Origin of the sequence: Klebsiella sp. OBRC7 (assembly GCF_000293135.1) — a bacterium.
GTDB lineage: Bacteria > Pseudomonadota > Gammaproteobacteria > Enterobacterales > Enterobacteriaceae > Klebsiella > Klebsiella michiganensis.
Genome location: NZ_ALNJ01000085.1, coordinates 172,436 through 186,340, shown reverse-complemented (window position 1 = coordinate 186,340; position 13,905 = coordinate 172,436). Strand labels below are relative to the sequence as shown.

Genomic DNA, 13,905 nt, shown 5'->3' with positions numbered 1-13,905 from the left:
CATAGTCGACACGACTCGCACTTACAGGGGCTCAATAATGAGACTGGGTATTCTATTTCCGGTGGCTATTTTTATCGTCGCCGTGGTTTTTCTGGGCTGGTTTTTTGTCGGCGGCTATGCGGCACCAGGCGGGGCATAATGAAAAAAAGCACCATAATTATGCTTATTGTCGCCATCATCGCCGTGGCGTGTACACAATTGGGCTGGTGGTAAATCCAGGAATATTCGCACATCTGTCCAGCAAGGATTGCAGAATTATCTCATCTACTCAATAACTTAAAAGAATACACTCACCTCATCAGCCGATACCGCATGGCGTTTCTGCGGACGGATTTAACTGGAGAAGTGAGAAATGAAAAAACCGATCGTGTTGCCGATGATTCTCGCGCTTTGCACGCTGTTATCGGGATGTATTGTCGACCCAGGCTATCACCACCATCGCCACCATCATCATGACGACAGAGACTGGCGATAAAGCGGAAAACATCATAAGGCGAACTTCAGTTCGCCTTATTGCATGGGATCAGTCGCGACGGTCGGAACCTAAAAAGAGGAAACCCAGCGGGATAGAGAACAGCAACGTAAATACAATGCTATAAACCGTCACCATCGCCCCCTGCAGGAAGAACATTGACGTCGTCCACTCTGAGTACGGCATATTGTATTCGCTCACCACGCCGCCGAAGGTCGCACGCCCAACCACGATAAGCGCGATGGCGAATATCGCCGCTATCGACAAAAAGAACTTCTTGCTGTTTTTATTGCTGGTGAGTTTTTGCAGAATCATCCGGGTTCCCTTTTTTCTGAGCGATAATCGGCTGTATATGTAACACCAATGCAATCAAAATTGAAGGGGTTTTGTTAAGAGGCAGTGACAGTCACTATAGGGCCGGTCCCACGTACCGGCCGCAACGATTACGACTGCAGCGTCGCCAGACGGGCGGCAAAACCGACAAACACAAGGCCTATCAGACTGTTGCCGATTTTCGCCAGCTTCTTTTTCGTCTTCACGTAACGCGTGACGAACGAGCCGGAGAGGATCAGAAAGCTCATATAGATGAAGCTAATAATCTCCAGGGTCAACGCCAGGATAAAGAACGCCAGTCCGGGCGTTTTGGCGCTGACGTCAATAAACTGCACGAAGAATGAGACATAAAAAAGAATCGCTTTTGGATTCGTCAGGCTAAGGGTCAGCGAACGTTTGAGAATCGCGCTGCCCGGCTCGGAATCAGCTGACGAATGACCATCACGCTGGGTTAACACCGCGTAAAGCATCTTGGCGCCCATCCACAGCAGATAAATCGCCCCCAGGTAACGCACGATATTGAACAGCACCGGCGTCGTCTTGATGAGCGTCGCGACGCCGGCAAAAGCCAGAAACATCAGCACCGCATCGCCAATAAACACGCCTGCCGCCGCCAGATACCCTTTCTTAACGCCGTGGGCAATGCCGGTCTTAAGGACAAAAAAGGTATTCGGGCCAGGAACCAGGATGATAAAGATAGCGCCGACCAGATAGGTCAGGTAATTCAATACACCAAACTCAGCGAACACAACGCACTCCTTCGCTTACAACAAAAAATATGATCCCGCGCACGTTAACGCAACCGGGACCATTTTGAAAGCGCCGCGAGTGCGGAGGGCTTAATAGAGCGAAGTTTCGCCCAGCGGACGGGTTTTAAAGCGGCGGTGAACCCACAGGTATTGCTCCGGCGCGCGCAGGATCTCTTTCTCAATAACCTTGTTGATATAGCTTGCCGCATCCTGTTTATCTTCGCCAGGATAGTCGCTCATGACGTCGCTGATGTGCAGGCTATAACCTCTGCGGTCCGCTTTACGCACCATGCTGATGGTGAGCATTTTCGCGCCCGACAAACGAGAGAGTACGTAGGTACCGTTGGTCGTTGCTGCCTGCTGTACCGAAAAGAACGGAGCAAATACGCTCCCCTTCGGGCCGTAGTCCTGATCCGGCGCAAACCACACCGCTTCACCCGACTTTAAGGCATGTACCAGACCGGATAAATTACGACGGTCAATCATCGCCTTGTTCGAGCGCAAACGACCGCGCGTCTGCACCCACTCCATTAACGGGCTATTATGCGGACGGTAGGTCGCCATCATCGGACGACACAGCCCCATCGTACGGCCACCCAGTTCAAGCGACATAAAGTGGACGCCAACGACCATCACGCCTTTTTGTTCGCTCAGGGCATTATTGAGATTGACCATACCTTCCACGTCAAACCATTTCTTAACGCGTTCATCGCTCCAGAACCATGCCATCCCTGTTTCAATCAGGCCCATCCCTAGCGACATGAAGTTCTGCTCGATAAGCTTTTCGCGCGCCGCGGGCGACATGGTGGGAAAGCAAAGTTCGAGATTGCGTCTGGCGATATGCTCACGGCGTTTCAGGAAGCGCCGGGATGCGCGACCGGCGCTGGTACCGATAAGATGCAAAACGGGATAAGGAAGCTGGACGATAAGCCAGAGCACGCTCAGGCCAAACCAGGTCCCCCAATTACGGGGATGAAGAAGTTTTTTATTAAAAGCGCAAGACATGTTTTTTCCTGTAAACATTAGAACATGAGGTAACGCTTAAGGAAAAAACGAGTCCCTTCATCTGTCATTAGGCGGTACGTGTAGCAGTTCAGACAATAATAATCCTGGTAAATTCACTCCGGCAAGTAAAAAGAGAGGCCAACAGAAAAAAACACAATACCAGCACACCTGTAACAAAATGTAAATAAAAAAGTGAATAATAAACCTCAAATATCCACCACAAGAATGATTAACGCGCTAATCATTCAACATCAAGGATGTACACTTTCAAACCAGAACGCTGCGCGGGTCAGCCACAGGCCGCAGCTGAAGCCGCTTCGGGGGTATACCAAGAGTCAAATGAGTTCAGGACAGCCTCTGCTCTCGGTTATCCTTTTCACAACGTTTGCGGATACGTAATTTCTTTAAATTCCATAGTTTCACTGCCATAAAAAAGAAATATTTAACATGAGTATCAGACAAATGACTAAAATAAGAATCAGCTTATTTTACTTTCCTGACAATAATTAATATTTATCGACAATTATCCATATCGCCGACAGGTTATTTCAGATTTTTTACCTCCAGTGTTTTAACGTAGCAGCAGGCAATAAAGTTTAAATGCCTTTTATGACGTTGAATAAAACGCAACATAGATAAAAATCCCGAACGATTCTCGCGCTTGAACACGCCATTGCGGACAATTTTAGCGCCTGTTTTAAACCTTAATCTTTCTATCGCTGTTGATTGCTGCTCCTTGCACTGATGCGACCATCTGGTGGTGCTTGAAGGGGGCCGGGTGCAGGCTCAGGGCCTGGCGGAAACGGTACTGACGCCGGAGATGCTGCGGGAGATTTTTCACCTGGAGGCGGAGATTCACCCGGAGCCGGTGTCGCAGCGCCCGATGTGCGTGGTGAAATAACCCGGGTAAGGCGCCCTGCGCCCTACCCGAAGTTGATCAGTAGGTGTGGAAGTACTGCTGGATCACCTGCGGATTTTTCGTTTGCGTCAGCGCCGTCATCAGCAGGATGCGCGCTTTTGCCGGGTTGAGCGAGTCGGCTACCAGCCCAGGCTGGCCATCATCAACCGGCACGACGCCGCTACCGGTACGCGAGGCGCGAACCACCACGATACCGGCTTTTTCCGCCTTTTCGATCCCCGCCGCGCTGCGTACGGAGACCGACCCCGCGCCGGTGCCCGCATAGATAATCCCGTCAGCATGATGCGCAATCGCCGCGTCATACATATATTCAGGGTCATCCTGATAGCCATAAATAATGACCACTTTCGGTAGCGCGTTAAGATTGCGGACGTCAAAAACCGAACGCACGGTGTGAATTTTATCCACGCGAGTTTCGAACTGCGGTTTGCCGCTCACGATAACGCCCAGGTAGCCCTCTTCCGGCGCCTTGAAGGTATCCAGCGTCGTGGCGTTGGTCTTAGTGACAAAACGCGCCGCGCCGATGCGGTCATTAAGCACTACCATAACGCCGCGGCCCTTCGCTTCCGGGTCGGCCGCCACGGTCACCGCTTCCAGCAGATTCATCGGACCGTCGGCACTGATAGCCGTGGCCGGACGCATTGCCGCCGTGAAAACGACCGGCTTATTGCTTTTTACCGTCAGGTTGAGGAAATAAGGCGTCTCGTCCAGGGTGTCGGTACCATGGGTAATCACAACGCCGTCCACATCATCGCGTGCCAGCAGTTCATTGACGCGCTTTGACAGTTTGAGAATGATGTCGCTGGTCATATTTTCGCTGCCGATATTAGCGACCTGCTCGCCGTCAACGCGGGCGACTTTGCTCATCTCAGGCACGGCATTAATCAGCGTCTGTACGCCAATCGCGCCGGCTTTGTACCCGGTAGTCTGGGTATTGCTGGCCGCTGAACCGGCAATCGTCCCTCCGGTCGCCAGGATTACGATATGCGGCAGACGCGTCTCACTCGAGGCGAAAGCGCTTATCGCCAGTAACGTAATTGCCAGTAATGCTCTAAAATTCATCATGACTCATCCCAAAATAGATATTAAATAAATTCGCGCAGAGAGAATGCAAACGGCTTGCCAGGATTTAATGTATTTTACTCGGTAAAAATGATTAACTATCGGACAAAAAAGGATTTTTACTTCGCCCGGAGCGCTACTTTGGTGCAGGGACGCGCTAAAAATGGGCAGGATAAAAATGCGAAACCCGAATGGACTCATTCAATCTATTTTGTCATGTCGGCATCGCTATCAACGAAATAAAGCAAAACGATGCGGGTAATGCGATGGAGAAAAACGATGCATAATATCGCCTTAAAATCAGCATTGATGCTTACCACCCGCGTCATACAAATTATTAACCCTGAATTACACCTGCATATGCAACGAACGGCGCTAATCGCGCTGGAACTTGCGCAGGCGTCAGGACTCTCGCGTCAGCAGCAGCAAACGATCTTTTGCGCCGCGCTGCTGCACGACATTGGCGTTCTGGGCGATAAACGAGTGTTCTCTTCGCTGAACGCCATCGATAACCTCAACGATCCGCATCAGCAGCGGGGAGCAGAAATGCTGGCCGGGTTAGCGACCCTGGCCCCCATCCTGCCCATTATCCGCGATCACCATTTTAGCCCACACCACAAAGGCAACCTCGAACAGCATATCGTCTATTTCGCCGACGTGTTTGAACGCCTGCTTGCTGGCGATAAGCACGCGACAACCTTTCAAACCGATATGATTATTGGTAAATTTCGCGCGCTTTACCAGGCGATAGATCTGCCGCTGTGTCAGACCTTGTGCCAGCTCGCAGAAAAAGAGCATTTTTGGCTGCATCTTAATCCCGGGCATATTCAGCGAATGCTGGAAATCATCGGCCCCATCAACGATGTTTATATCGATATCGACGGTCTGAAAGATATCTGCCTGTTAATTGCCAAAATTGTCGATACCTACAGCAGCTTTACTGCCAGCCATAGTCTGAAGGTTGGTCAAATTTCGCGCACCCTCGCCGCTTATATGAATCTGCCGGATCCGGAGTGCAGAAAGATTGAGATTGCCGGTTATTTACACGATATCGGCAAAGTGTACATTCCGCTGTCAATCCTCGAGAAACAGAGTGAGCTGAACGACAAAGAGTTGCTCCAGGTTCGCGAGCATAGCTATATGACCGGCGAAATTCTTAGCACCTTCAGCGAACTCGGTGAGATAATTAATTGGGCCGCGAACCATCATGAAAAACTGGATGGCAGCGGTTATCCGCTTCATCTCAATGAGGATTACCTGCAGCTACCGGATCGGATTATCGCCATCGCGGATATATTCACCGCGCTGACCGAAGACCGCCCCTATCGCCCCGGAATGCGCCGTCAGCAAGCGTTACAGCTGATAGAGAGTGATGTTATAAATGGCGCATTGGATAAAGACGTGTATCGTATTTTGCATCAGCATGCCGAAGCGCTGCACGCTATTATTACTCACACGCTGCCCCCTTAATCACCGGCTTTTTCTGGTGAAGCCGGTGCGCAACGATAAAAACAAAATAATTCATCTGCACGCAAGGAATATCCGGTGAGAATCGCCACCATGACCAACTGGGCCTACGGGATCACCGTCGCCCTGACCCTCGCCTCAGGCATCGCCATGCTGATGGCTTCAAGTGCGGATAATGCCGAACGCCGCGCCGTCGAACAACGCCAGGTGTTCGACCAGCTAAGCGAAGAGGTGGAAAGCGGCGCCTGGGAGCTTTCCGATCTCGCGCGACTTTACATCATTCAAAAAAATCAGGATGTGCTGCAGGAGTACCGGCAGCAAGCCCAGGCCACCGCCGCCATTGAACATCGTCTGGAAAAGCTGAAAGACAATGGCGCAACCGCTGAAGAACTGGCGCTGCTGCGCGAGGGGTTACTGATAGCCGATGAACTTCAGGATGAACAGCAAACGGCGCTGGCGCAGGTTGCCCGGGGAGAAGAAAAAGCGGCGGTCAGCCTGCTTTACGGCGCTGCCTATGAGCAGGAGCTTGAGCGGGTTCAGACGCAGCTCGATCACTTTCGCCTGATGCTCGAAGGGCGGGTGAATAAAACCATTGCCGAGGCGACGGAGAAATCGCGGATTTGGCGTACTCTCTCTGAGGTCATGGTTGGGCTCACCGCGCTGATGTTCCTGTTTGTGCTGGGGTTTATTCTCAAGCGACGGGTGCTCTATCCCGTCGTTCGCCTGAGCGACGTGGTGCAGCGGCTGGCATCGCAGGATTATGCCGTTGAGACGCCGCAGTTTACCCAGATTGATGAAATTGGCGATATGGCCCAGGCTATTCGTATCTTTCGCGAGAACGGGCTGGCGCGGCAGCGGCTGGAACAAGAGCGCGATGCGGACTGGGCGGTCCGCGAGCTGCTGGCGCGGATGACCCAGCGCTTGCAGGGCTGCGAATCGTTCGAGGATGTGATTAAGGTTGCGGAACTGTTCGCGCCAAATATCGCCCCGGAGATCCCGGGCCGGCTTTATATTCTCGATACCGATCCCTGGCAGATGCGCTGCGTGGCGCAGTGGCTTTCTCCGCCGCTTGAAGCCGACGTCTTCCATCCGGATAACTGCTGGGCCGTACGGCGCGGGCTGAGCCATCCGCCGGTCAACGGAGAGCCAGATATCGCCTGTTATCACCTGTCGGAATCGCAGGCTCAACAGTCGCTATGCGTGCCGCTGATTGCGCAGGGAGAAGCGATTGGTCTGCTCTCTTTCAGCAACGTCACTTCCGCGACCGCCCCTTCCCGCGCCTATCTTGAACTGATGGCCGAAGCCCTGGGTCTGGCGCTGGCGAACCAGCGTTTACGCAACGCGCTACTGGAAAAGGCGCTGTTTGATTCATTAACCGGCCTGCGTAACCGCCACCACCTGGATGACGCTCTGTATACTCAAATGAATCTGGCGGTACGCAACGGTACGCCGCTGAGCTGCCTGATGATCGATATCGATCACTTTAAGGCGATTAATGATAGTTATGGTCACGAAGCGGGCGATCTGGTCATTAAAAACGTCGCGGCGATTATTCAACGTGCGGTGCGCGATATTGGGATGGCCTTCCGCTATGGCGGCGAAGAGTTCCTGGTATTGTTGGGCGGAACTGATGAAGAGGCCGCAATGGCCTGCGCGACCGACATCTATCACAGCGTCCAACTGCTGACGCTACGCTATGGCCTGGCTGAAATTGGTCAGGTCGATGTTTCGATCGGCATCGCCAGCTACCCACAGCATACGCAAAGCGATAGCCTGCTGCGCGCGGCTGACGCTGCGCTCTACCGGGCAAAAGAGCTGGGGCGGTCGAGAATTGTGAGCTTTGGGATGTTAAAGGCGGATTGAGTCGACAGTCACACCACCCCATAAAACTGGACGAGGGACCGCTATATCCCTCCTTTTAGACCCGCGTCACGGACGCGATTCACCCCGATGAATAAAAAACGGGAACCCATCGGCTCCCGTTTTTGTTTAACCCAGCGCCTGGATTACATATTCGCGATAATCGCGTCGCCAAACTCTGAACATTTCAGCAGCTTAGCGCCTTCCATCAGACGTTCAAAGTCATAGGTCACGGTCTTAGCGGCGATAGCGCCTTCGGTGCCTTTAACGATCAGGTCTGCGGCTTCGAACCACTGCATGTGGCGCAGCATCATCTCAGCGGACAGGATGATGGAACCTGGGTTCACTTTGTCCTGGCCAGCATATTTCGGTGCAGTACCGTGGGTGGCTTCAAACAGCGCGCACTCGTCACCGATGTTCGCGCCCGGGGCAATACCGATACCGCCAACCTGCGCCGCCAGGGCGTCAGAGATATAATCACCGTTCAGGTTCATACAGGCGATAACATCGTATTCCGCCGGACGCAGCAGGATCTGCTGCAGGAAGGCGTCGGCGATAACGTCTTTAACGACGATCTCTTTCCCGGTATTCGGGTTTTTAATCTTCAGCCACGGGCCGCCGTCAATCAGCTCACCGCCGAACTCTTCGCGTGCCAGCTGATAACCCCAGTCTTTGAACGCGCCTTCGGTGAATTTCATGATGTTGCCTTTGTGCACCAGAGTCAGAGAATCGCGATCGTTGGTGATAGCGTATTCAATGGCGGCGCGAACCAGGCGTTTAGTGCCTTCTTCCGAGCACGGCTTGATGCCGATACCGCAATGTTCCGGGAAGCGAATTTTCTTCACGCCCATTTCATCGCGCAGGAATTTGATCACTTTATCTGCTTCAGCAGAATCGGCTTTCCACTCGATACCGGCGTAGATGTCTTCAGAGTTTTCGCGGAAGATAACCATATCGGTCAGTTCAGGATGCTTAACCGGGCTCGGGGTACCCTGATAATAACGAACCGGGCGCAGGCAAACGTAGAGGTCCAGTTCCTGGCGCAGAGCAACGTTCAGAGAACGGATCCCGCCGCCGACTGGGGTAGTCAGAGGGCCTTTGATAGCAACACGATATTCACGAATCAGATCAAGAGTTTCGGCAGGCAGCCAGACATCCTGGCCATAAACCTGGGTCGATTTTTCACCGGTGTAAACTTCCATCCAGGAAATTTTACGCTCGCCCTTATAGGCTTTCTCAACGGCAGCATCAACCACTTTCAGCATCGCCGGAGTCACGTCAACGCCGATACCATCACCTTCGATGAACGGGATAATCGGGTTATTAGGGACGTTCAGCTTGCCGTTTTGCAGGGTGATTTTTTGACCTTCCGCCGGAACTACTACTTTGCTTTCCATTAACCTCTCCTTCGAGCGCTTCTGGTTCTGCTCTTCCCTCTTCACGCTAGCCGGGCGTTGGCTTTACTCGCCCACTCCCGTCATCGGAATATGCCGCTAACCGGAGATTTCGCGTCCGTGTCGCCTTCCTGTAATGCGAATCGGTTTGAGCAACCTTTTTGTTAATAAGTTGTAATGAGCATGTCAATACTACCTGAATGTTTGCATCCATGAAAGGCATTCGTAATTAGGCTATAATGCGGCAATTGATTGAGTCTGAAAATACCATGCAAAAAACTTCATTTAGAAAACATCGCGTTGAGCGATTCAGCACGCAACAAGTCACCAGACAACGCAAAGAACGCCAGCCAAAAACTGTGATCTTGTTCAATAAACCATACGATGTATTGCCGCAATTTACCGATGAAGCCGGACGCAGCACGCTAAAAGATTTTATTCCGGTTGCCGGCGTCTACGCTGCCGGTCGGCTGGACCGCGATAGCGAAGGCCTGCTGGTACTGACCAACGACGGCGCGCTGCAGGCGGCGCTCACTCAACCGGGTAAGCGCACCGGTAAAATTTATTATGTTCAGGTGGAAGGTGAACCCACGGCGGACGCGATGGCCGCGCTCCGCGACGGCGTCACGCTTAATGACGGCCCTACTCTGCCCGCCGGCGTTGAGCGGGTTGCGGAACCAGAGTGGCTATGGCCGCGGAATCCGCCCATCCGCGAGCGCAAATCTATCCCCACCAGCTGGCTGAAAATCACCCTCTATGAGGGACGCAACCGCCAGGTACGGCGGATGACCGCCCACGTCGGCTTTCCGACGCTGCGCCTGATTCGCTACGCGATGGGCGGCTATACGCTGGATGGCCTGGCCAACGGCGAATGGCGTAAAACCGACTCATCGCATCCATAAGGAAAACCAATGTTTAAGCCGCACGTCACCGTCGCCTGCGTGGTTCACGCGAAAGGCAAATTCCTGGTTGTTGAAGAAACAATCAACGGAAAAGCGCTGTGGAACCAGCCTGCAGGCCACCTCGAAGCCGACGAAACCCTCGCTCAGGCCGCAGAGCGCGAGCTCTGGGAAGAGACCGGCATTCGCGCGATGCCGCAGCACTTTCTTCGCCTGCATCAGTGGATAGCCCCGGATCGCACCCCGTTTTTGCGCTTCCTTTTTACTATCGAGCTTAACGATACGTGCGCCACTGAGCCCCATGATGGCGATATCGATCGCTGCCTGTGGCTCAGTGCTGAGGAAATTCTTAACGCAACAAACCTGCGTTCTCAACTGGTTGCTGAGAGCATTCGCAGCTATCAGCAGGATCCGCGCTACCCGCTGTCGCTCATCGGCGAATTTAACTGGCCGTTTACAGGGGGTGCCTCGACGGATGACGCGTGCTAGAATACGCCGCCTCGAAGTTCAATGTAGTGAGTATTCCAATGTCAGAAAGCCAGAAAAAAGTGATCGTCGGCATGTCCGGCGGGGTTGATTCCTCAGTTTCCGCTTACCTGCTGCTCCAGCAAGGGTATAAGGTGGAAGGCCTGTTCATGAAGAACTGGGAAGAAGACGACGGCGAGGAATACTGCACCGCAGCGGCGGATCTTGCCGACGCGCAGGCCGTCTGCGATAAGCTGGGAATTGAACTTCACACCGTCAACTTTGCCGCAGAATACTGGGACAACGTATTCGAATTGTTCCTTGAAGAATATAAAGCCGGCCGCACGCCGAACCCGGATATTCTGTGCAATAAAGAAATTAAATTTAAAGCCTTCCTCGAATTTGCCGCAGAAGACCTCGGCGCTGACTACATCGCCACCGGGCACTACGTGCGCCGCGCCGACGTTAACGGCAAGAGCCAGCTGCTGCGCGGCCTCGACGGTAACAAAGACCAGAGCTACTTCCTTTATACTCTCAGCCACGAACAGATCGCGCAAAGCCTGTTCCCGGTAGGAGAGCTGGAAAAGCCGCAGGTGCGTAAAATCGCCGAAGAGCTGGATCTCATCACCGCGAAGAAAAAAGACTCGACCGGTATCTGTTTTATCGGCGAACGTAAATTCCGTGAATTCCTTGGCCGCTACCTGCCCGCCCAGCCGGGTAAAATTATCAGCGTTGACGGCGACGAAGTTGGCGAGCACCAGGGCCTGATGTACCACACGCTGGGTCAGCGTAAAGGCCTGGGCATCGGCGGCATCAAAGACGGCGGCGAAGATCCGTGGTACGTGGTCGACAAAGACGTCGAAAACAATATTCTGATAGTCGCCCAGGGCCACGACCATCCGCGTCTGATGTCCGTGGGGTTGATTGCTCAACAGCTGCACTGGGTAGACCGCGAGCCGCTGACCGGCACGCTGCGCTGCACGGTGAAAACCCGCTACCGCCAGACCGATATCCCCTGCAGCGTAAAAGCGATGGATGACGACCGCATTGAAGTGATCTTTGATGAGCCGGTTGCCGCCGTCACGCCTGGCCAGTCTGCGGTCTTTTACCGCGACGAAGTCTGCCTCGGCGGTGGGGTTATCGAACAGCGCTTGCCGCTGCAGGCTTGACAGACATATTAGCCGCGGAATGCCTCAACCGGGTATTCGGCGGTTTACAAGGAGAATGTGTGGCGAAGAATTATTATGACATTACGCTGGCGCTGGCCGGCGTTTGCCAGGCCGCGCGTCTGGTTCAGGAACTGGCGCACCAGGGGCACTGCGATAGCGACGCCCTGCATGTGTCGCTGAACAGCATCATCGACCTCGACCCGGATTCAACGCTGGCGGTGTTCGGTGGTAGTGAAGCCAATCTTCGTCTCGGGCTGGAAACTCTCATTGGCGTGCTGAATACCAGCAGTCGCCAGGGACTGAACGCCGAACTCACCCGCTATACTCTAAGCCTGATGGTGCTCGAGCGTAAGCTTGCCGCCAGCAAAGGGGCCATGGATACCCTCGGCAACCGTATCGGTGGCCTGCGCCGTCAGCTTGAACATTTCGATCTGCAATCCGAGACCCTGCTCAGCGCAATGGCCGGCATCTATGTTGATGTCATTAGCCCGCTGGGCCCGCGGATTCAGGTGACCGGCTCTCCAGCCGTGCTGCAAAGCCCTCAGGTTCAGGCGAAGGTTCGTTCTGCCCTGCTGGCAGGTATTCGCTCCGCGGTGCTCTGGCACCAGGTCGGCGGCGGGCGTCTGCAGCTGATGTTTTCCCGTAATCGTCTGGTTAACCAGGCAAAACAAATTCTTGCTCATTTAACCCCGGAGTTGTGATCTATGGAATTATCCTCACTGACCGCCGTTTCCCCAGTCGACGGCCGCTACGGCGACAAAGTCAGCGCGCTGCGCGGTATCTTCAGCGAATTCGGTTTGCTGAAATTCCGCGTTCAGGTAGAAGTGCGTTGGTTGCAAAAACTGGCCGCGCACGCAGCGATCAAGGAAGTTCCTGCTTTTGCTGCCGACGCAAACGGTTACCTTGATAAAATCGTCGCCGATTTCAGCGTAGAAGATGCAGAGCGCATCAAAACGATCGAGCGTACCACCAACCACGACGTCAAAGCGGTTGAGTATTTCCTCAAGGAAAAAGTCGCCGACGTGGCAGAACTGCACGCGGTCTCCGAGTTTATCCACTTCGCCTGCACCTCCGAGGACATCAACAATCTGTCCCACGCGCTGATGCTGAAAACCGCCCGCGACGAAGTGATCCTGCCATACTGGCGCAAGCTGATCGACGCGGTTAAGGACCTGGCGGTACAGTATCGCGATATCCCGCTGCTTTCCCGCACCCACGGCCAGCCGGCCACGCCATCAACCATGGGGAAAGAGATGGCGAACGTCGCTTACCGTATGGAGCGCCAGTATCGTCAGCTGAATCAGATTGAAATTCTTGGCAAAATCAACGGTGCGGTGGGGAACTATAACGCCCACATCGCCGCCTACCCGGAAGTCGACTGGCACCAGTTCAGCGAAGAGTTCGTCACCTCGCTGGGTATCCAGTGGAACCCGTACACCACCCAGATTGAACCGCACGACTATATCGCCGAGCTGTTTGACTGCGTCGCCCGCTTCAACACCATCCTGATTGATTTCGATCGTGACGTGTGGGGCTATATCGCGCTCAACCATTTCAAGCAGAAGACCATTGCCGGCGAAATCGGCTCTTCCACCATGCCGCATAAAGTGAACCCGATCGACTTCGAGAACTCCGAAGGCAACCTCGGTCTGGCCAATGCGGTGATGCAGCATCTGGCAAGCAAACTGCCGGTTTCCCGCTGGCAGCGCGACCTGACCGACTCCACCGTCCTGCGTAACCTCGGCGTGGGCATTGGCTACGCGCTGATCGCCTATCAATCTACCCTGAAAGGCGTGAGCAAGCTGGAGCTGAATCAGGACCGCCTGCTGGATGAACTGGACCACAACTGGGAAGTTCTGGCCGAGCCGATTCAGACCGTCATGCGTCGCTACGGCATCGAGAAGCCGTACGAGAAGCTGAAAGAGCTGACCCGCGGCAAGCGCGTTGATGCCGAAGGCATGCAGCAGTTCATCGACAGCCTGGCGCTGCCGGAAGCGGAAAAAGTTCGCCTGAAGGCCATGACCCCGGCTAACTATATCGGCCGCGCGACCACCATGGTTGACGAACTGAAGTAAGCCTTTCCACCCTCTTTCCGCCGGGAAAGAGGGTTA

Annotated in this window: 14 protein-coding genes and 1 pseudogene; 10 read left to right on the top strand and 5 right to left on the bottom strand. The window is 53.8% G+C overall.

The annotated features are described in order from the left end of the window. The first annotated feature begins 37 nt into the window (after window positions 1–37). Entirely contained in the window at window positions 38–139 is a 102-nt protein-coding gene (locus HMPREF1144_RS32690; RefSeq protein ID WP_004101234.1) for a YoaK family small membrane protein, read from the top strand. Window positions 140–352: 213 nt separating this feature from the next. After that, on the top strand, window positions 353–475 hold the full coding sequence (locus HMPREF1144_RS32685) for a hypothetical protein (RefSeq protein ID WP_009653461.1): 123 nt from the start codon (window positions 353–355) through the stop codon (window positions 473–475). Window positions 476–523: 48 nt separating this feature from the next. Here the strand turns inward: HMPREF1144_RS32685 and HMPREF1144_RS17005 are convergent, their stop codons facing one another. The 3 genes from HMPREF1144_RS17005 to lpxP all read right to left on the bottom strand — a co-directional run bounded on the left by HMPREF1144_RS17005 (window position 524) and on the right by lpxP (window position 2,559). Next, window positions 524–787, bottom strand: coding sequence for a DUF2534 family protein (locus HMPREF1144_RS17005; RefSeq protein WP_004131510.1), 264 nt, complete (start codon window positions 785–787; stop codon window positions 524–526). Window positions 788–915: 128 nt separating this feature from the next. Next, window positions 916–1,554 carry a leucine efflux protein LeuE gene (gene leuE, locus HMPREF1144_RS17000; RefSeq protein WP_009653545.1) on the bottom strand — a complete coding sequence of 213 codons (639 nt, stop codon included), beginning with the start codon at window positions 1,552–1,554 and terminating at the stop codon, window positions 916–918. Between the two features lie 90 nt (window positions 1,555–1,644). Further along, window positions 1,645–2,559, bottom strand: a complete 915-nt coding sequence (gene lpxP, locus HMPREF1144_RS16995) for a kdo(2)-lipid IV(A) palmitoleoyltransferase (RefSeq protein ID WP_009653416.1) — start codon at window positions 2,557–2,559, stop codon at window positions 1,645–1,647. Window positions 2,560–3,304: 745 nt separating this feature from the next. On the opposite strand from lpxP, the pseudogene HMPREF1144_RS31685 reads away from it, so the two are divergent. Further along, window positions 3,305–3,460: pseudogene (locus HMPREF1144_RS31685) on the top strand (ferric citrate ABC transporter ATP-binding protein FecE); the annotation flags it as partial. A 36-nt stretch (window positions 3,461–3,496) separates the two neighbouring features. On the opposite strand, the gene fraE reads toward HMPREF1144_RS31685, so the two are convergent. Then, window positions 3,497–4,540 (bottom strand): fructose-asparagine asparaginase, encoded by a 1,044-nt coding sequence (gene fraE, locus HMPREF1144_RS16990; RefSeq protein WP_009653379.1) that lies wholly within the window; start codon window positions 4,538–4,540, stop codon window positions 3,497–3,499. Window positions 4,541–4,819: 279 nt separating this feature from the next. Between fraE and HMPREF1144_RS16985 the strand changes: the two genes are divergently transcribed. Together HMPREF1144_RS16985 and HMPREF1144_RS16980 are read left to right on the top strand one after the other, a co-directional pair. After that, window positions 4,820–6,010 (top strand): HD-GYP domain-containing protein, encoded by a 1,191-nt coding sequence (locus tag HMPREF1144_RS16985; protein ID WP_009653474.1) that lies wholly within the window; start codon window positions 4,820–4,822, stop codon window positions 6,008–6,010. Window positions 6,011–6,085: 75 nt separating this feature from the next. After that, window positions 6,086–7,870 carry a sensor domain-containing diguanylate cyclase gene (locus tag HMPREF1144_RS16980; RefSeq protein WP_009653540.1) on the top strand — a complete coding sequence of 595 codons (1,785 nt, stop codon included), beginning with the start codon at window positions 6,086–6,088 and terminating at the stop codon, window positions 7,868–7,870. A 143-nt stretch (window positions 7,871–8,013) separates the two neighbouring features. On the opposite strand, the gene icd is transcribed toward HMPREF1144_RS16980, so the two are convergent. After that, a complete protein-coding gene (gene icd / locus HMPREF1144_RS16975; RefSeq protein ID WP_004131480.1) occupies window positions 8,014–9,264 on the bottom strand; it encodes an NADP-dependent isocitrate dehydrogenase in 1,251 nt (416 codons plus the stop codon). A gap of 236 nt (window positions 9,265–9,500) precedes the next feature. Between icd and rluE the strand changes: the two genes are divergently transcribed. From rluE to purB, 5 genes are read left to right on the top strand one after another with little or no spacing between them, the layout of a single operon-like run. Continuing rightward, window positions 9,501–10,163: a 23S rRNA pseudouridine(2457) synthase RluE gene (rluE, locus tag HMPREF1144_RS16970; protein ID WP_004849978.1), complete on the top strand. Its 663-nt coding sequence runs from the start codon at window positions 9,501–9,503 to the stop codon at window positions 10,161–10,163. Between the two features lie 9 nt (window positions 10,164–10,172). Continuing rightward, the gene (locus HMPREF1144_RS16965; protein ID WP_009653508.1) at window positions 10,173–10,649 is read left to right on the top strand and encodes an NUDIX domain-containing protein; all 477 of its coding nucleotides are present in this window, start codon (window positions 10,173–10,175) and stop codon (window positions 10,647–10,649) included. Between the two features lie 38 nt (window positions 10,650–10,687). Next, the gene (gene mnmA, locus HMPREF1144_RS16960; protein ID WP_009653389.1) at window positions 10,688–11,794 is read left to right on the top strand and encodes a tRNA 2-thiouridine(34) synthase MnmA; all 1,107 of its coding nucleotides are present in this window, start codon (window positions 10,688–10,690) and stop codon (window positions 11,792–11,794) included. Window positions 11,795–11,853: 59 nt separating this feature from the next. Beyond that, a complete protein-coding gene (gene hflD, locus HMPREF1144_RS16955; protein WP_004131471.1) occupies window positions 11,854–12,495 on the top strand; it encodes a high frequency lysogenization protein HflD in 642 nt (213 codons plus the stop codon). A gap of 3 nt (window positions 12,496–12,498) precedes the next feature. Then, a complete protein-coding gene (purB, locus tag HMPREF1144_RS16950; protein WP_004131470.1) occupies window positions 12,499–13,869 on the top strand; it encodes an adenylosuccinate lyase in 1,371 nt (456 codons plus the stop codon). Window positions 13,870–13,905 lie beyond the last annotated feature (36 nt).